At 73.7% G+C, this 17,099-nt stretch carries 16 protein-coding genes; 6 read left to right on the plus strand and 10 right to left on the minus strand.

Features of this window, described 5'->3' with window-relative positions:
* The first annotated feature begins 15 nt into the window (after positions 1-15).
* The gene (locus GA0070618_RS27360; protein WP_088984186.1) at positions 16-1,734 is read left to right on the plus strand and encodes a DEAD/DEAH box helicase; all 1,719 of its coding nucleotides are present in this window, start codon (positions 16-18) and stop codon (positions 1,732-1,734) included.
* 120 nt (positions 1,735-1,854) lie between these two features.
* On the opposite strand, the gene lon is transcribed toward GA0070618_RS27360, so the two are convergent.
* A complete protein-coding gene (gene lon, locus GA0070618_RS27365; RefSeq protein ID WP_088984187.1) occupies positions 1,855-4,185 on the minus strand; it encodes an endopeptidase La in 2,331 nt (776 codons plus the stop codon).
* A gap of 175 nt (positions 4,186-4,360) precedes the next feature.
* On the opposite strand from lon, the gene GA0070618_RS34980 reads away from it, so the two are divergent.
* Both GA0070618_RS34980 and GA0070618_RS27380 read left to right on the plus strand, forming a co-directional pair.
* The gene (locus GA0070618_RS34980) at positions 4,361-4,531 is read left to right on the plus strand and encodes a LuxR C-terminal-related transcriptional regulator (RefSeq protein WP_269148510.1); all 171 of its coding nucleotides are present in this window, start codon (positions 4,361-4,363) and stop codon (positions 4,529-4,531) included.
* 220 nt (positions 4,532-4,751) lie between these two features.
* Complete coding sequence (locus GA0070618_RS27380) at positions 4,752-5,099, plus strand: histone-like nucleoid-structuring protein Lsr2 (RefSeq protein ID WP_088984189.1); 348 nt, start codon at positions 4,752-4,754, stop codon at positions 5,097-5,099.
* A 503-nt stretch (positions 5,100-5,602) separates the two neighbouring features.
* Here the strand turns inward: GA0070618_RS27380 and GA0070618_RS27385 are convergent.
* Positions 5,603-6,472: a hypothetical protein gene (locus tag GA0070618_RS27385; RefSeq protein ID WP_088984190.1), complete on the minus strand. Its 870-nt coding sequence runs from the start codon at positions 6,470-6,472 to the stop codon at positions 5,603-5,605.
* Between the two features lie 139 nt (positions 6,473-6,611).
* Entirely contained in the window at positions 6,612-7,475 is an 864-nt protein-coding gene (locus GA0070618_RS27390; RefSeq protein WP_231931483.1) for a phytanoyl-CoA dioxygenase family protein, read from the minus strand.
* Positions 7,476-7,638: 163 nt separating this feature from the next.
* Between GA0070618_RS27390 and GA0070618_RS27395 the strand changes: the two genes are divergently transcribed.
* A complete protein-coding gene (locus tag GA0070618_RS27395) occupies positions 7,639-8,367 on the plus strand; it encodes a helical backbone metal receptor (protein ID WP_088984191.1) in 729 nt (242 codons plus the stop codon).
* A 32-nt stretch (positions 8,368-8,399) separates the two neighbouring features.
* Here the strand turns inward: GA0070618_RS27395 and GA0070618_RS27400 are convergent, their stop codons facing one another.
* Positions 8,400-9,095 (minus strand): CBS domain-containing protein, encoded by a 696-nt coding sequence (locus GA0070618_RS27400; RefSeq protein WP_088984192.1) that lies wholly within the window; start codon positions 9,093-9,095, stop codon positions 8,400-8,402.
* Between the two features lie 234 nt (positions 9,096-9,329).
* On the opposite strand from GA0070618_RS27400, the gene GA0070618_RS27405 reads away from it, so the two are divergent.
* Positions 9,330-9,905: a DoxX family membrane protein gene (locus tag GA0070618_RS27405; RefSeq protein WP_088985881.1), complete on the plus strand. Its 576-nt coding sequence runs from the start codon at positions 9,330-9,332 to the stop codon at positions 9,903-9,905.
* A 208-nt stretch (positions 9,906-10,113) separates the two neighbouring features.
* On the plus strand, positions 10,114-10,482 hold the full coding sequence (locus GA0070618_RS27410) for an FKBP-type peptidyl-prolyl cis-trans isomerase (protein WP_088984193.1): 369 nt from the start codon (positions 10,114-10,116) through the stop codon (positions 10,480-10,482).
* Positions 10,483-10,540: 58 nt separating this feature from the next.
* Here the strand turns inward: GA0070618_RS27410 and GA0070618_RS27415 are convergent, their stop codons facing one another.
* From GA0070618_RS27415 to pdhA, 6 genes are all read right to left on the minus strand, one after another.
* On the minus strand, positions 10,541-11,107 hold the full coding sequence (locus GA0070618_RS27415) for an anti-sigma factor antagonist (RefSeq protein ID WP_088984194.1): 567 nt from the start codon (positions 11,105-11,107) through the stop codon (positions 10,541-10,543).
* 144 nt (positions 11,108-11,251) lie between these two features.
* Positions 11,252-11,650 (minus strand): DUF3224 domain-containing protein, encoded by a 399-nt coding sequence (locus GA0070618_RS27420; protein ID WP_088984195.1) that lies wholly within the window; start codon positions 11,648-11,650, stop codon positions 11,252-11,254.
* 168 nt (positions 11,651-11,818) lie between these two features.
* On the minus strand, positions 11,819-13,081 hold the full coding sequence (locus GA0070618_RS27425) for a L,D-transpeptidase (protein WP_088984196.1): 1,263 nt from the start codon (positions 13,079-13,081) through the stop codon (positions 11,819-11,821).
* A 345-nt stretch (positions 13,082-13,426) separates the two neighbouring features.
* Positions 13,427-14,821, minus strand: coding sequence for a dihydrolipoamide acetyltransferase family protein (locus tag GA0070618_RS27430; RefSeq protein ID WP_088984197.1), 1,395 nt, complete (start codon positions 14,819-14,821; stop codon positions 13,427-13,429).
* On the minus strand, positions 14,818-15,840 hold the full coding sequence (locus GA0070618_RS27435) for an alpha-ketoacid dehydrogenase subunit beta (protein ID WP_088984198.1): 1,023 nt from the start codon (positions 15,838-15,840) through the stop codon (positions 14,818-14,820). The genes GA0070618_RS27430 and GA0070618_RS27435 overlap by 4 nt, the downstream gene beginning before the upstream one ends.
* Positions 15,840-17,000, minus strand: coding sequence for a pyruvate dehydrogenase (acetyl-transferring) E1 component subunit alpha (pdhA, locus tag GA0070618_RS27440; RefSeq protein ID WP_088984199.1), 1,161 nt, complete (start codon positions 16,998-17,000; stop codon positions 15,840-15,842). The genes GA0070618_RS27435 and pdhA overlap by 1 nt, the downstream gene beginning before the upstream one ends.
* Positions 17,001-17,099 lie beyond the last annotated feature (99 nt).

The following is a 17,099-nucleotide window of genomic DNA, read 5'->3' on the forward strand; positions in this document are numbered from 1 at the left end:
TGGAAGGCTTGGCGCATGAGTTCCGCACCTGTACGGCCCGAACCAGCGTCCGTTTCCACCGGTCCGGGCGACCCCGATCCGGCGAGCCCCTTCTCCGACCTCGGGCTGCGGCCCGAGTTGCTGGGCGCGTTGTCGTCCCTCGGCTACGAGGAGCCCACCCCGATCCAGCGGGAGGCGATCCCTCCCCTGCTGGCCGGTCGTGACCTGCTGGGGCAGGCGGCGACCGGCACCGGCAAGACCGCCGCCTTCGCGCTGCCCCTGCTGCACCGGCTGCCGGCCGATCGGGCGTCGGGTGACCCGGTGGCGCTGGTGCTGACCCCGACCCGGGAGCTGGCCGTGCAGGTCTCCGAGGCGCTGCACCGGTACGGGCGGGAGCTGGGGGTCCGGGTGCTGCCGATCTACGGCGGGCAGCCCATCGGACGGCAGCTGCGGGCGCTGGACGCCGGAGTGGACGTGGTGGTAGCCACGCCCGGCCGGGCGCTGGACCACATCGCCCGGGGCACGCTCCGTCTCGGGGGCCTCGCCACGGTGGTGCTCGACGAGGCCGACGAGATGCTCGACATGGGGTTCGCCGAGGACATCGAGGCGATCCTGGAGCACGCGCCCGCGCAGCGGCAGACGGTGCTCTTCTCGGCCACCATGCCGGCGCGCATCGACGGGATGGCCCGGCAGCACCTGACCGACCCGGTGCGCATCCTCATCGCCCGGGAACCGGCCGTCGCCGGGGAGACGCCCCGGGTGCGGCAGCGCGCGTTCATCGTGGCGCGGGCGCACAAGCCGGCCGCGCTGGGCCGCGTCCTGGACGTGGAGTCCCCCACCGCGGCCATCGTCTTCTGCCGCAGCCGGGAGGAGGTCGACCGGCTCACCGAGACGATGAACGGCCGGGGCTACCGGGCCGAGGCGCTGCACGGCGGGATGAGCCAGGAGCAGCGAGACCGGGTGATGGGGCGGCTGCGGGCCGGCACCGCCGACCTGCTGGTGGCCACCGACGTCGCCGCCCGGGGGCTCGACGTCGAGCAGCTCACCCACGTGGTCAACTACGACGTCCCGTCGGCCCCCGAGTCGTACGTGCACCGGATCGGCCGGGTCGGCCGGGCGGGACGCGAGGGCGTGGCGATCACCCTCGCCGAGCCCCGCGAGCACCGGATGCTCAAGACCATCGAACGGGTGACCGGCCAGCGGATCGTCATCGACAAGATTCCCACGGTGGCCGACCTGCGTACCCGACGGCTGGAGCTGACCCAGGCGGCGCTGCGGGAGAGCCTGCTGGAGGACGACCTGGAGCCGTTCCGGGTGATCGTCGAGTCGCTGTCCGACGAGTTCGACATGATCGAGGTCGCGCTCGCGGCGGTGAAACTCGCGCACGAGGCCGCCGGGCCGGGCGCCGACGACGAGGAGGAGATCCCGCAGGCGCCCGTCCGCGCTCCCCGCGAGACCCGGCCGGGATACGAGGCCCGGGGCGAGCGCCGTCCGTCCCGGCCCCGCGCGGGCGGGACGACCCAGGTCTTCATCGGGCTGGGCCGGCGGGCCGGGGTCCGTCCCCAGGACCTGGTCGGGGCGATCACCGGGGAGACCCGGCTCAGCGGCCGGGACATCGGCTCGATCGAGATCGCCGACCGGTTCTCCCTGGTGGAGGTGCCCCAGGCGGTGGCCGACGAGGTGATCGCCGGGCTGCGCGAGAGCACCATCAAGGGCCGCAAGGCGACCGTACGCCGCGACCGCGACCAGCGCTGACCCACGCCTCGCGTGGTTGCAGGGTGGTAGCAGGGGTCCCCTGTTACCGCTTTCTGCCGAGCAGGGGTCCCTTGCAGTGCCCTGGGCACTGCAAGGGACCCCTGCTACCAACCAACCCGGTCAGGCCGCGGCGAGCGCGGGACCGGTGCGGGTGTCGGCGTCGGCGGGACGCAGCGCCACGGCGAGCACGTCCGCCACGTCGGCGAGGGTGTGGATGGTGAGCGCCTCGCGGACCTCGGTCGGCAGGTCGTCGAGGTCCGGCGCGTTGCGGGCCGGGACGACCACCTCGGTCAGGCCGGCCCGGTGCGCGGCGAGCAGTTTCTGCTTCACCCCGCCGATGGGCAGCACCCGGCCGGAGAGGGTCACCTCGCCGGTCATCCCGACCTCGGGCCGGACCGGTCGACCGCTGGCCAGCGAGGCGAGCGCGGTGACCATGGTGATGCCCGCGCTCGGACCGTCCTTGGGCACCGCCCCGGCCGGTACGTGCAGGTGGATCCGCCGCCCGGCGAGGGCGTTCGGGTCCAGGCCGAGCTGGCGACCGTGTGAGCGCAGGTACGACAGCGCGATGTGCGCGGACTCCTTCATCACGTCGCCGAGCTGCCCGGTCAGGGTCAGCCCCGGCTCGCCGTCCATGCCGGTCGCCTCGACGAAGAGGACGTCACCCCCGGCGCCGGTGACGGCCAGGCCGGTGGCCACGCCCGGGACAGCGGTACGTTCCGCCGACTCAGGCGTGAACCTCGGGCGGCCCAGGTAGCGGGCCAGGTCGTCGACGTCGACGTGGAGCGGTCCCGGCTCGGTCGCCAGCGTCACGGCGACCTTGCGCAGGATCCTCGCCAGGGCCCGGTCGAGCTGCCGTACGCCCGCCTCGCGGGTGTGCTCGGCGGCGATCCGGGCCAGCGCGGCGTCGGTGATCGTCACCTCCTCGGCGGTCAGCCCGGCCCGGTCCCGCTGCCGGGGCAGCAGGTGGTCCCGGGCGATGGCCACCTTCTCCTCCTCGGTGTAGCCGTCGAGGGTGACCAGCTCCATCCGGTCCAGCAGCGGGCCGGGGATGCTCTCCACCACGTTCGCGGTGGCGAGGAAGAGCACGTCGGACAGGTCGAGGTCGACCTCGAGGTAGTGGTCGCGGAAGGTGTGGTTCTGTGCCGGGTCGAGCACCTCCAGCAGGGCGGCGGCGGGGTCGCCGGCGTACCCGGCGGCGAGCTTGTCGACCTCGTCGAGGAGCACGACCGGGTTCATCGAGCCCGCCTCGCGCAGCGCCCGGACGATCCGGCCGGGCAGCGCGCCGACGTAGGTGCGCCGGTGTCCACGGATCTCGGCCTCGTCGCGGACGCCGCCGAGGGAGACCCGGACGAACTTCCGGCCGAGGGCGCGGGCCACCGACTCGCCGAGGCTGGTCTTGCCGACGCCGGGCGGGCCGGCGAGGGCGAGCACCGCGCCGGAGCCGCGTCCGCCGACCACGCCGAGGTTCCGCTCGGCGCGCCGGTTGCGCACCGCGAGGTACTCCAGGATGCGGTCCTTGACGTCGGCCAGGCCGGCGTGGTCGGCGTCGAGCACGGCGCGGGCCGCGGCCAGGTCGGTGTCGTCCTCGGTACGGGTGGTCCAGGGCATCTCCAGGACGGTGTCCAGCCAGGTACGGATCCAGCCGGCCTCCGGCGAGGCGTCACTGGCCCGTTCCAGCCGGCCGACCTCGCGCAGTGCCGCCTCGCGGACCTTCTCCGGCAGGTCGGCGGCCTCGACCCGGGCCCGGTAGTCGGCGGAGCCGTCCGGCTCGTCCTCGCCGAGTTCCTTGCGGATCGCGGCAAGCTGCTGGCGGAGCAGGAACTCCCGCTGGGACTTCTCCAGCCCCTCGCGGACGTCGTTGTTGATCCGCTCGCTGACCTCCTGCTCGGCGAGGTGGTCCCGGACCCAGTTCACCAGGAGTTCGAGCCGGGCCGTGACGTCCGGGGCGGCGAGCAGCTGGGTCTTCTGGCCGAGGGTGAGCCAGGAGACGTAGCCGGCGGAGTCGGCGAGTTCCGACAGGTCGGTCATCCGCTCGATCGCGTCGATGACCTGCCAGGCGCCGCGTTGCTGGAGCACCGAGGTCATCAGCGCCCGGTACTCGCGGGCGAGTTCCCGGGCCCGGCCGGCGGGCGCGGGTTCGGGCAGTTCGGTGGCCTCGACCCAGAGGGCGGCGCCGGGTCCGGGGACGCCGGAGCCGATCCGGGCCCGGGTCAGGCCACGGACGACGGCGGCCGGTTCGCCGCTGGGCAGCCGGCCGACCTTCTCGATGGTGGCGACCGCGCCGACCGGGCCGTACTCGCCGTCGATACGGGGTACGGCGAGCAGCTTCTGGTCGCCGGTGGCGCGGGCCGCGTCGACCGCGGCCTGGGTCGTCGGGTCGAGGGTCACCGGGATGACCATGCCGGGCAGCAGGACGGTGTCGGTCAGGGGCAGTACGGGAAGAGTTGCCATCGAACACCTGCCATTGCGTTGACTTGAGCGTGCCTGACTCAAGTCAACGCACGGTCACCTTGTTCCGGCGTGTGACCCACGCCACGGCCCGGGGCAGGCGGGACGAGCGTTTCCGGGTGCCCTGCTGCACACCCCCCTGCCCAGGACGGCCGACCTGGACGCCGCGGAGCCGCGGCTGCCGCAACTCGTCGCCGTCGGGCTCAGCGCCGTCGAGGTCGGCGATGAGCTGCACGTCTCGGAACGGCCTGCGAAGCGGATGACCGCTTCGCTGTTGCGTAAACTCCGGATGGCCAACCGGACGGAGGCAGCCGCGCTCGCGGGCCATGCGGGACTGCTCGGCGCCTGAACGGTATTCGCCATCACGGTGTGGGTTCCCGGACGCCACCCGGTGAGGTTCGGGGACGGCCGGCGGCCAGACCCGCCGACTGGCAATTTCCATGCCGGGGCGGGTTTTCACCCGCCTGGTGCGCACCATGGAATGCCGAAGGCCGCGCATTGTTGCGGATTTGCCGTGCGATACGTCAAACTCTTAGCCACACCCCGCCACGCGCAAGGAGTAATGGACGATGGCCAGGAAAGTAATCACAGTTCTCACGGACGACCTCGACGGCGGAAAGGCCGACCGGACGGTCGAGTTCGGGCTCGACGGCGTCATGTACACCATCGATGTGTCGGACGAAAACGCGGGGGTCCTGCGTAAGGCTCTGGACCCCTACATCGCCGCTGGCCGTCGCATCGGCCGGGGCGTCGTGGAGAGCAACCGGGGAGCCCGCCGTCCGGGGCGTCCGGCGACGTCCGGAATGGATCGTGAGCAGAACCGCGCGATCCGCGAATGGGCCACGAAGAACGGCTACGAGATTTCCGAGCGTGGCCGCATCCCCGTGTCGGTCGTCGAGGCGTACAAGAACCGCTGATCAACCGGCCCGCATAACCATCCGGAGCCCGGACGTCACGCTGGGAAATCACCGGCGTCGGCCGGGCCACCCTTTCCACCGGTCCGCCGGGGTCCGTCGCCCGCTTTCCGCGCCGCACGGCCTCCGCTGGCCAGGGCCGATGGCACGCGGTCACCACCGTCCCGGTACCGCGTCGACCGGTCCGGCCGGCCGACGTCCGGCCCTCCGGGGGTCGTGGTCGACACGGTCACGCAGAACCGTGGCCGGGCGTTCGCGCCGGGCACCGGACGTCCGCCGGCCGGAGCACCGAGCGTGCCGGCCACGTGACAGCCGGAGGCGACGGAACCGCCGGCGGGCCCCCTTCCCACCGGACCGTGGGCGAGCGGTATTCGTGGACCCGGAACGCGTCGACTGCCGACGATGTCCTTTCACGTTCGCCCGCCCGACGGACCGGGGCCGCGGCCCGCCCTTCCCGGCGTCCACCGGTTCGGGCGCGGCCCGGCCGGTGGGGACCCCGCGCGGAGTCAGTCGAAGGTGAGATGGTCGAAGTCGAACCGGTGCGCCATCTCGCCACGACGGGACCGCAGCCGGTCGAAGTCCCGTCCGAGGTCACGTCGAGGCACCAGGTCCGGTTCCCGGGCGTCGATCCGACGCAGGTGCTCACCGATCGCGGTGACGGCCAGGTCCCCGGCCAGCCGCGCGGCGTCGACCCCGCAGGAGAAGCGGTGTTCCCAGAGCAGGACCCGCTCGACCAGGCACCGGCCGGGACGCACCTCGGCCCAGGCCCAGCCCTCGACAGGGCCGTTCGTCCAGCGCACGTGCAGGCCACGCACGATGGGGTCGACGAGCTGCCGGGCGACGTACGCCTCGACCGCGGCGGCACGGGCGATCGCGCCCAGGTCGTTGACGTGGCCGCTGCGCCCGTCGGGCAGTCGGCCGACGATGTCCCGGAACCCCACCGGCTGCTCGGCCTCCGGATCGCCCGGTTCCGGCATGCCGGCGGCGTAGCCACGGGCGTCTATCAGGTACTCCGCCACCCGGCGCGCGTGCGGACCGGGCCGCAGGGTGGCGGACTGGATCCGGAGCACCGCCAGGCCGACCGCCGCGTAGACCGCGTCGCGCATCCGGATCTCGCGTTGCGCCTCCGCCGCCGGGGTGGTGAACTCCACGGCGAACACCGGTCGTCCGGTGCCGCCGTCACACACCACGACGTCGAGGGTGGCCCGGCCGGCTGTGCTCCACTGGTGGCCGGTGATCCCCGGCGGACGTCCCGACACCAGCTCACCGAGGCGGCGGGTGGTGTGCACGACATGGCCACCGCGCTCCAGGAGGGGGCCACGTCCGGCGGCGAGCGGACGCAGCCGGGAGCCGTCGTCGGGTCCGGTGCTCGTCATCTGTCCCACGTTCCATCCCTCGGTGCCGGGCCAGAGTGTAGGACGGAGTCGGGGGCCACCCGCCGGGCGGCCCACCCGACGGTGCAGCGCGCCGAACGGTGGACGCCTCCGGCGCGCCGCCGCCGGGTCGGGGACGGGCTCAGACCCCCATCACCAACCCCTCGATGGTGTGCTTCTGCCGGATCGGGGTCAGGGTCTCCACCACCGGGCAGGGCAGGTGCTCACGAACCAGCGCCGGCAGGCGCTCCCAGTAGTCCCGGGTGACCGCCATGTCGTGCCGGGCGGCGTTACCGGCGCCGGGGGCGTCGACGCCGAGCACCAGCACCGGTCGCGCGACGGCGGAGACGTTCGGGGTGCCGCGGTGGATGGTCAGCGCCGACCGGGCCGAGATGTCGCCGCGCTGCGGATACTTGCGAACCGCGCGTCGCTCGTAACGGGGGTAGCGTGCCCGCGGCGGGAACATGCCGTGGTCGAGGTCGGCGTGGTCGTCCCACTGGGTGCCCGGGGCGATCTCGAAGGGGCCCATCTCCTCCACCGTGTCGACGGTGGTGAGGTTGAAGGCGAGCGACGTGAGACGCCGCTGCTGCCGGGTCTCGTCGGGCATCGGAAAGTCCCGGTGCCAGGGCTGGTGCGCAGCACCGGGGAACGGGGTGTCGAAGCCCAACTCGACGATCTCGTAACGCGGTCCGAGCACCGCCCGGCACACCCCCACCACCCAGGGATGGGTGACCAGGTCGACGAAGCCGCGCAGCTGCTCGGGATGGATCTCCACGTACCAGCGCTGGGGGCCACGGCCGACGGCGCCGTCGGGACGGGACCGGGCCTCGGCGAACGCGGCGTCGACGTCCTCGCGGACCTGGTCGACCCACTCGACCGGGAAGGCGCCCCGGCAGGCGGTGATCCCGTCGCGGTACAGGTCGCCGAGCGCCTCCACCTGCGTCTCGCCGGCTTCCTCCGCATCGTACGGCGGGCTCGTGGGCATGGTGCCGTCGTCGTGTCGCATGCAGCCTCCTCCGGATGACACCGGGAGTATTACAACGTTGTAGAGGCCAGGCAACGGCCGACGACCGGATCGGGCATCATCGACGTCGACGACAGGTCCCGGTTCCACCAGATCGCGATCGCGCGCAAGATGGACGGACCGGTCGGGACGGGGAGGTGCGGACGTGCGCGTGGTGTCCCTGGTGCCGTCGCTCACCGAGGCGGTGGCGGTCACCCTTCCCGGCGTGCTGGTCGGCGCGACCGACTGGTGCACCCACCCCGCCGACCTGACCGTCACCCGGGTCGGCGGCAGCAAGTACCCGGACCTCGACCGGGTCGTCGCGCTCCGCCCGGACGTCGTGCTGCTCAACGTCGAGGAGAACCGCCGCGAGGACGCCGACGCCCTGGCCGCCGCCGGCGTACCGGTGCGCGTCACCTATCCCCGCACCGTGCCGCAGGCCCTCACCGAGCTGGGCGACCTGCTCGGTGAGCTCGGCGCGTCCGGCGAACCGGAGTGGCTGGCCGCCGCCCGGCGCGCCTGGACGACCCCGCCGACCCCGGCCGGGCCCCGACGCGCGGTCGTGCCGGTCTGGCGCCGGCCGTGGGTGGTGCTCGGCGGTGACACCTTCGCCGGGGACGTGCTGCACCGCCTCGGCGTGCGCAACCTCTACGCCGACCATCCGGACCGCTACCCCCGCCCCGGCCTCGACGAGCTGCGCGACCACGGGCCGGAGCTGGTGGTGCTGCCGGACGAGCCGTACCGGTTCACCGCCGAGGACGGCCCGGACGCCTTTCCCGGCGTGCCCTGCGCGCTTCTCTCCGGCCGGCACCTGACCTGGTACGGCCCGTCGCTGGCCGAGGCGCCCACGGTGCTCGCGGCGCAACTCGACCGGCGGCTCACGCACCCCGGTTGAGCGACCGCGCACCCAGGTTGAGCGACCGGCAGTCACGCCACCGGGGTGACTCCGGGCGCCAAGTGCGGGGTGACGATGTCGTCCTCGTCGTAGCCGAGGGTGCCGATCACCCGGGTCACCCCGCTGACCTGCCCGGCGAGGCGGACCGCCAGCTCGGCGGAGCTGCGTCGGTCGACCCGGCCGTCCAGGGTTACCTCGCCGTGCCGCACCCGGACGGTGACCAGCCCGTCCCGGACGGCGAGCACCCGGCGCAGCACCTCCTGCACCACGTCCTCGCGGATCTCCGAGTCCCGACGCAGGTGCACCCGCAACAGGTCCGCGCGGGTGACGATGCCGACCAGCCGGCCCAGGTCGTCCAGCACGGGCAGTCGCTTGACCTGTTCCCGGTCCATCAGCCGGGCCGCCGCCGGCAGGGACGCCCCGGGGTACGTGGTGACCGCCGGCGCGGTCATCAGCTCCTCGGCCACCATCGCGTCGGCCTTGACCCGCGCGTCGCGGCGACGCCGCCCCTCGAAGATCCGACGCTCGTCCGGACGACCGGCCCGCTCGACCTTGTGCAGCAGGTCCGCCTCGGAGACCACGCCGCGCACCCGGCGGAAGCCGTCCACCACCGGGACCGCGCTGATCCCCCGCCGGACCAGCAGGTCGACGACCTCCCGGTACGGGGTCTCTCCGTCGACCGTCGCGACGTCCACGGTCATCACGTCGCCCACCTGCCACGTTCTCATGCCGACCTCCCTGTCGTCCGTGCACACCGGACGCTACGGCCGCCACCGTCGGGCGGGGCAGAGGCGAACGCACCGGAAGCCCCCGGGACCTCCGGCCCGCGAAGGACCCCCGGGAAGGGGGCGAAGGTCCCGCCGGACCCGGGACCGGACGGCCCTGCTCCCGGCGACCGGGAAGGGATGGAATGGATTCGTCACCGGGAAGCGGTGCGAGGCACGAGGAAGGACGTGGACACCATGACCGCCACGATCGAGCGGACCACCACCCGCACCACCACCCCGGCGGCGACCCGACGGAACGGAATCCCGGCGGCGGGGGCTGCCCGGACCCGGGCCGCCCGGTACGTCTTCGCCGGCATCCGGATCGCGCTGGGGTGGACCTTCCTCTGGGCCTTCCTCGACAAGACCTTCGGCCTCGGCTTCGCCACCGAGGCGAAGAACGCCTGGATCGACGGGGGCAGCCCGACCAGGGGCTTCCTGGCCTTCGGCGCCGAGGGACCGTTCCAGGGCCTCTACCACGACATCGCCGGCGCGGTCTGGGCCGACTGGCTGTTCATGGCGGGCCTGCTCGGCATCGGCCTGGCCCTGCTGCTCGGCATCGGCATGCGGATCGCGGCCGTCGCCGGTGGCCTGCTCTACGTGATGATGTGGACGGTGGTCCTGCCTCCCGAGAACAACCCCCTCGTGGACGAGCACCTGATCAACGCGGCCCTGCTGGCCGGTCTCGCGCTGGTCGCCGCCGGTGACACCCTCGGCCTCGGCCGGGCCTGGGCGAAGCTCCCCCTCGTCCAGCGGTTCCCCTGGCTGCGCTGACCACCACCGGCACCACGGCGGACGTCACCACCCGGTGACGTCCGCCGTGTCGTGTCCGCGCCGGCGGCCCGGCCCGCCCACCCGGGGAGCCGGCGGCCCGGCCCGCCCACCCGGGGAGCCGGGGGCTCGGCCGTCCTGCCGGACATCGGCGGTTGACGATCCGGCAGGATCGACCGGGACAGTGATCCCGCGAGGCAGGAGAGCCAGGATGAACAAGCCCGAGGTGGGTCCGATCGAGGGTGCCCCGCCCGCCGATCTGGTCGTCGAGGACATCACGGTCGGCGATGGCCCCGAGGCGGAGCGGGGGCAGGTGGTCACCGTGCACTACGTCGGGGTGGCCCACTCCACCGGACGGGAGTTCGACGCCTCCTGGAACCGGGGCGAGACCTTCCAGTTCGGGCTCGGCGCCGGCCAGGTCATCGCCGGCTGGGACCAGGGCGTGGCGGGGATGCGGGTCGGCGGCCGACGCCGGCTCACCATCCCGCCGCACCTGGGCTACGGCAACCGGGGCGCCGGGGGTGTCATCAAGCCGGGCGAGACGCTGGTCTTCGTGGTGGACCTGCTCGGCGTCCGCTGACCCGCGCGTGTCGGGGTCGCCGGTGCGCCGGCGGTCCCGCCGCGCGGCGGGACGCCGGTCAGACCGCTGCGAGAGGCCGGTAGGGCGGGACCGGGCGCGTCCGGCCCACCGGCGACGAGCGCCGGTCGGCCGGCACCCGGGAGCGGGACGCGTCGGTGGCCGCCCACGACCGCCGCACCGGACCGGCGGCGAAGGGCACCGCGTCGCCGGGCGGGGTGGACGCCGGCACGTCGGCGTGCTGGTCCGGCCGGGACGTGCGCAGGGCCTCCGCCGGGGGCCGTCCGGCGGGCAAGGTGAGTCGCGGCGCGTCCTCCACCGGGATGACCCGGTGCAGGCCGGTGCCGTGGAGCACCCGCAGGATCATCGGGTGCGGGTCGACCAGCACCAGCTCCCCGCCCCGGGCCCGGACGCCCAGGTGGGCGGCGACCAGAGTGCGGATCGCGGCAGCCGAGAAGACCGGCACGGCGGAGAGGTCGAGTCGCAGCAGCGGCCGGGGCGGCTGGGCCCAGAGCACCGACCGGAACTGGGCCACCGTGGCGATGTCTATCTCGCCGGCCACCCGCACGTCGACCACCCGGTCACCGATGCTGACCTCGACCTCGAGCCGGTCGCTGCGCTGCCTCATGACCTCGAATCTAGGCGGTCGGACCGACACTTTCCTCCTGCCGCGGGCCGATCCCCGGGTACGCCCCGGGTCGGGTCCGGGAAAACCCCTCACCCTCCCGGAGGAGGACCTGCTCCACCCGCCGGTGCCGGCGCCGCCACGCCGTCAGCTCCCGACGGTGTAGTCGAAGGTGAACCCGTGCTCGCCGTCGACCAGCAGGATCTCCATGGTGCCGGTCAGCCCGGCCAGCTCCCCCGTGCCGGTGTCCGGGACCACCTGGATGGTCAGCGAGCCCGTGCCCCGGTCCATCACCCCGCAGTGCTGGAGGACGAAGCTGCCCGGCCGGCCGTGCAGCGTGCCCACCACCCGTTCCAGGCCGACGTAGCCGCCCGAGCCCGGCCGGGCCGACTCGGCCTTGAGCAGGTGGGCGACGCTGGAGGCTTGGAGATCCCCCTGGAACTCCTTGGTCACGACGACCCGGGCCAGCCGGCCACCCGCGCGGTCGTCGTAGGGCGGTTGCTCGTCCCAGATGAGGTCGACGGCGCCGACGGCACGGACACGCATGACTGACTCCCCCCGGGTGCCACCCGATGAGATCATGATGCCGCACCAGGGCGTTGTCGCAGGTCCGCCACCCGGTCGGACCTGCCACGACGCCCGGCCGGGCCCGACACCGTACGCCGGGCCCGCCGGAGGTCACGGCACCGGCTGACGGACCGGTGCCGGACGGGGTCAGCCGCCGCTGCCGGTGGAGGCGGGACCGGGCGTCGCCCCGGCGGCCGGCGCCGCCGGACTACCGGTCGGCGCGGGCCGCAGGTTTCCCGGCACCGGCAGGGCGCTGCCCTTCACGAACTCCTCCCAGCTGACGTTCCAGGCGGTCCAGCCGTTGCCCGGCTGCAACGGCACCTCGGTGCCCTTCACCGTGATCAGGTCCCCGACCTGGGTGATGCCCATCAACCAGTCGGCGGCGCTGGCGGACACGTTGGCGCAGCCGTGCGAGACGTTGGTGTTGCCCTGGTCCCCCTCCGACCACGGGGCGGAGTGGATGAACTCACCGCCCCAGGTGTAGCGCTGGGCGTCGTCCACGTCGACCACGTAGCCGCCGTTCGGTTCACCCCGGGTGTCGAAGGTGGTCCGCTCGTGCTTCTCCATGATCACCATCCGGCCGCTGGAACTGGGCGTGCTCGGCTTGCCGAGACTCACCGGGATCCGGCGCAGGAGCCGACCGTCCTGGAACACCGACATCTGCTTGGTGGCGTTGTCGATCTCCAGCGCCACCTGGCGGCCGATCTGCGAGGTGGCCCGCCGGTCGGCGTCCCCGACGCGGTCCCGACCGATCGGCAGGCCCTCCAGAGCGGAACGGACGCTGATGCTGGTGCCCGGCCGCCAGAAGTCCGGTGCCCGGTAGTAGACCTGGCTGCCGTCCTCCAGCCACGACCAGGTGCCCGGCTGCGGCGGGTCGGTCCGGACGAACAACCGGCGCTGGACCTCGTCTCTGGCCTCTTTCGGAATAGGCGGGTCGAACGCCACGGTTACCGGCATCGCGGTTCCGTACGTCCGGTTTCCGGCGAAGTAGAGCGTGCTGGTAATTGCCGGGGCGTTCGATTTCGCGGCGGTGGTGAAGGTCGTGCTGCGCGTGGCGGTCTCGCCCGCGTCATTGCTCGCGGTCACCTCGGCGGTGTACGTCCGGCGGTGCGCCAGCGGCGCGGCCGGCACCCAGGCCGAACCGTCCTCACGGGGCTCGGCGCGGACCTGCGTCCCCTTGTCGTCCCGGATCCGGACCTCCTTGACCTTGCCCCCACGGACCGCGATGCCGACCTCGGCGCTGATCGGTACGTCCCGGGTCCGGTCGGCGGGCGTCACGGCCAGGTCCAACGGCACCCGGGCCGCCGCCTCCTTCTTCTCCGACGCCCGCTCCGCCGTGCACCCGCCGAGTGCCAACGCGGTCGCCGTCATGGTCACCGCGGACAGTCTGATCCGCCGCCTCCACTCCATGGTTCTCCCCCCGTTCCCGTTTCCCTCCGGCACATTGTCACCACTGCCGCTCGACGCTCGGCGCAATTTCCGCAGAATCGTCCGCGCAATTACCCGCCATCATTGGCGAGAATTGACCGGATGTGGGGGAACGGCCCGGTCGGTCCGGGGGGAGCCCGCTGCGTGCCGGTGTCCCGTCCTTCCCGTGGCGGTCGTCGACGGGCGGTTCGGGCGGCACCGGTCCCGGCGGCCGGTCGGGAACGTCCCGGACCGACCCGGGCGGCCACAGCCGGGTGGACGAGCACGCCCGGCCGGCCCCGGAGGTGAGCCGGACCGACCGGGCGGATGGTGAGCGGGTGGACGCGGTCAGACGTTGGCGATCAGCACGGCGGGCCGTTCGACGCAGTCGGCGACGTGCCGCAGGAAGCCACCGGCCACGCCCCCGTCGCAGACCCGGTGGTCGAAGGTCAGGCTGAGCTGGGTGACCTTGCGGACCGCGAGCTGCCCGTCGACCACCCAGGGCTTGTCCACGATCCGGCCGATCCCGAGCAGCGCCGCCTCCGGATGGTTGATGATCGGGGTGGAGCCGTCGACGCCGAACACCCCGTAGTTGTTCAGGGTGAAGGTGCCTCCGGTGAGCCGGGCCGGCGGGAGGGTGCCGGCGCGGGCCGCCGCGGTGGTCTCGGTCAGCGCGGCGGCGAGTTGGGCGGTGGTGAGTCGCTGGGCGTCCCGCAGCACCGGGACGACGAGCCCCCGGTCGGTCTGCGCGGCGATCCCCAGGTGCACCCCGGCCGACTGGACGATCCGTTGCGCCTCGCCGTCCACCCGGGCGTTGAGCTGCGGGAACCGGCGCAGCCCGGACAGGCAGATCCGGGCCATCAGGGCCAGGATGCTGACCGGCCGGTCCGGGTTGGCGGCGTTGATCGCCGCCCGGGTCTCCAGCAGGCCGGTGGCGTCGACGTCGACCCAGATGGTGACCTCGGGGATCTCCCGCCGGCTGCGGGAGAGCTTGTCGGCGATGACCTTGCGGACCCCGGTCAGCGGGATGACCAGGTCCTCGGCGGCGGGAACCGGGGCCGGGTGGGACCCCGCCGTCGCAATTACCGGCGGGGTGGCCGCCGCGGCGAGCGCGGCCTCCACGTCGGCCCGCCGGACCACACCTCCGGGGCCGGTGCCGCGCAGGGTGGTGGCGTCGATGCCGTGGTCCCGGGCCAGCCGCCGGACGATCGGCGAGATGACCGGAGAGCCGGTACCCGTTCCGAGCCCGCCCCGGTCGGAGCCACCGGTGCCGTTCGCGACCGCCACGGCGGGGGTCGTCCGGGCGGACGACGCCTCCGAAGCCACCGTCGGTCGGGTGGTAACCGGCTCCGGGGCCACCGTCGGCCGGGGGCGGCGACGCCGCCGGCCGGGGCCGTGCCCGGTGCCGTACCCGATCAGCACGTTGCCCGACCCGGCGCGTTCCTCCTCCCGGTAGGTGGCGTGGCCGGCCGGCTCGGCCGGGCCCGCGTCCAGCGGCGCCACGGTGATCAGCGGCTGGCCGACCGGTCGGACCTCCCCCGCCGCGCCGTGCAGGGCGACCACCCGACCGGCGTACGGGCAGGGCACGTCCACGACCGCCTTGGCGGTCTCCACCTCGACCACGGTCTGGTCCACCGTCACCTCGTCGCCGACGGCGACCCGCCACTGCACGATCTCCGCCTCGGTGAGTCCCTCCCCCAGGTCGGGCAGGAGGAACACCCGGGTTCCGTCCACCGTGGTCATGCCGCGCTGCCTTCCAGGCGGGGCAGCCAGCGGCTGTCGGGCTGGTCGTCCCACTGCAACCGGGCGACGGTGTCGAGGATGCGGTCCACCGACGGCAGGTGGGTGTGCTCCAGCATCGGGGCCGGGTAGGGGATGTCCAGGCCGGTGACCCGCAGCACCGGGGCGTGCAGGGCGTGGAAGCAGCGCTCCTGCACCCGGGCGGCGATCTCCGCGCCGACCCCGGCGAAGCCCTGTGCCTCCTGGATCACCACGCACCGGCCGGTGCGGCGTACCGATGCGGTGACCGTCTCGTCGTCGAACGGGACGATGCTGCGGCAGTCGACCACTTCAAGGTCCCAGCCCTCCTCGCGGGCGGCCTCGGCGGCCTCCAGGGCGACCGGCAGCGCCGGCCCGTACGCGATCAGGGTGGCGTCGCGGCCCGCCCGCCGGACGACGGCCCGGCCGATCGGCGGGGCGGTCGCCGGCAGCGCCGCCTCGGCGCTGGAGAAGTAGAGCTTCTTCGGCTCCAGGAAGACCACGGGGTCGGGGTCGTCGATCGCCGCGCGCAGCAGCGCGTACGCGTCGTCCACGGTGGCCGGGGTGACCACCTTCAGCCCGGGGGTGTGCGCGTAGTACGCCTCGCTGGAGTCACAGTGGTGCTCCACCCCGCCGATGCCGCCCGCGTACGGCACCCGGATGACCATGGGGACGCTGAGCGCGCCCCGGGTGCGGTTGCGGATCTTCGCCACGTGCGAGGCGATCTGCTCGAACGCCGGGTACGCGAACGCGTCGAACTGCATCTCCACCACCGGTCGCAGCCCGGACATGGCCAGGCCGACCGCGAAGCCGACGATGCCGGCCTCGGCCAGCGGGGTGTCGAAGCAGCGCTTGTCGCCGAAGCGGGCCAGCAGCCCGTCGGTGATTCGGAAGACGCCGCCGAGCTGGCCGACGTCCTCGCCGAAGACGAGCACCCGGTCGTCGTCGGCCATCGCGTCGGCGAGCGCGGCGTTGAGCGCCTTCGCCATCGTGGTGGCGGCCATCAGTTCTCCCCCTCCCGGTCGGCGTCGGCGGCCAGCTCGGCACGAACCTGTTCGCGCTGCTCCCGCAACTGTGGGGTGGGCTCGGCGTAGACGTGGTCGAAGAGGCTGAGCGGGTCGACGGCGGGCTTGTCGTGCATGCGCGTCCGCAGGTCGGCGGCGTACGCCTCGGCCTCGGCGGTGACCGCCGCGACCGCCGCGTCGTCGAGGACCCCCCGGGCGCGCAGGTACGCCTCCAGGCGCACGATCGGGTCCCGGTCGCGCCACACCTCGACCTCGGCGCCGTCGCGGTAGCGGGTGGCGTCGTCGGCGTTGGTGTGCGGCTCCATCCGGTAGGTGTGCGCCTCGACGAGGTAGGGGCCCTTGCCGGCGCGGGCGTGCGCGACCGCGCGGGTCAGCACGGCGAGCACGGCGACCGGGTCGTTGCCGTCGACCTGCTCGGCGGGGACGCCGTATCCGACGCCCTTGTAGGCCAGGGACGGCGCGGCGGTCTGCCGGGACAGCGGGACGCTGATCGCGTACTTGTTGTTCTGGACGAAGAAGACCACCGGGGCCTTGAAGACGGCGGCGAAGTTGACCCCCTCGTGGAAGTCGCCCTCGCTGGTCGCGCCGTCGCCGATGAAGGCCAGCGCGACGGTGTCCCGCCCCTGGTGCGCCTCGCCGTAGGCGAGACCGGCGGCGTGCACGCACTGGGTGGCCAGCGGGGTGCACTGCGGCGCGGTGTGCCGGGCGGCCGGGTCGTAGCCGCAGTGCCAGTCGCCGCGCAGCAGGGTGAGCACCTCGACCGGGTCGATGCCCCGGGAGACCAGCGCCGTCGACTCGCGGTAGGTCGGGAAGACCCAGTCGTCCTCCCGCAGGGCGAGCACCGCGCCGACCTGGCAGGCCTCCTGCCCTCGCGAGGAGGGGTAGACGGCGAGCTTGCCCTGCTTGGTCAGGGCGGTGGACTGGGCGTCGAAGCGGCGGCCGACGACCATGCGCCGGTGCATTTCCCGCAACTGGTCGAGGTCGGGTTCGGTGAGGGTGGTGGGCAGCGGCGTGCCGCTGGGGTCGAGCATGCGGACCGGCTCCGCGCTGGGCAGCAGCTCGCGCGCCGGGTCGGGCGGGGTGGCCGCGCGACGGGAGGGCGACGGTGCCCGGCGGACCGCCCGAGATGTGGTCGTCACGGCGGAACCTCCTGGACGTGTGGTGGCCCTATGCTCGACGGTGCGGATGGTTGACTCAAGATCAATGCAAAAGCCGGGACGTTTGGCCGTCAGGAGGCG

Origin of the sequence: Micromonospora echinospora, from assembly GCF_900091495.1 — a bacterium.
In the GTDB taxonomy this organism is placed as follows: domain Bacteria; phylum Actinomycetota; class Actinomycetes; order Mycobacteriales; family Micromonosporaceae; genus Micromonospora; species Micromonospora echinospora.

Coding starts and splice junctions, on each gene's coding strand:
- lon (WP_088984187.1), bottom strand. CDS start 4,185: ATGGCAACTCTTCCCGTACTGCCCCTGACCGACACCGTCCTGCTGCCC.
- GA0070618_RS27410 (WP_088984193.1), top strand. CDS start 10,114: ATGAACAAGCCCGAGGTGGGTCCGATCGAGGGTGCCCCGCCCGCCGAT.
- GA0070618_RS27400 (WP_088984192.1), bottom strand. CDS start 9,095: ATGAGAACGTGGCAGGTGGGCGACGTGATGACCGTGGACGTCGCGACG.
- GA0070618_RS27430 (WP_088984197.1), bottom strand. CDS start 14,821: ATGACCACGGTGGACGGAACCCGGGTGTTCCTCCTGCCCGACCTGGGG.
- GA0070618_RS27435 (WP_088984198.1), bottom strand. CDS start 15,840: ATGGCCGCCACCACGATGGCGAAGGCGCTCAACGCCGCGCTCGCCGAC.
- GA0070618_RS27390 (WP_231931483.1), bottom strand. CDS start 7,475: ATGCGACACGACGACGGCACCATGCCCACGAGCCCGCCGTACGATGCG.
- GA0070618_RS27425 (WP_088984196.1), bottom strand. CDS start 13,081: ATGGAGTGGAGGCGGCGGATCAGACTGTCCGCGGTGACCATGACGGCG.
- GA0070618_RS27415 (WP_088984194.1), bottom strand. CDS start 11,107: ATGAGGCAGCGCAGCGACCGGCTCGAGGTCGAGGTCAGCATCGGTGAC.
- GA0070618_RS27420 (WP_088984195.1), bottom strand. CDS start 11,650: ATGCGTGTCCGTGCCGTCGGCGCCGTCGACCTCATCTGGGACGAGCAA.
- GA0070618_RS27405 (WP_088985881.1), top strand. CDS start 9,330: ATGACCGCCACGATCGAGCGGACCACCACCCGCACCACCACCCCGGCG.
- GA0070618_RS27380 (WP_088984189.1), top strand. CDS start 4,752: ATGGCCAGGAAAGTAATCACAGTTCTCACGGACGACCTCGACGGCGGA.
- GA0070618_RS27360 (WP_088984186.1), top strand. CDS start 16: ATGAGTTCCGCACCTGTACGGCCCGAACCAGCGTCCGTTTCCACCGGT.
- GA0070618_RS27385 (WP_088984190.1), bottom strand. CDS start 6,472: ATGACGAGCACCGGACCCGACGACGGCTCCCGGCTGCGTCCGCTCGCC.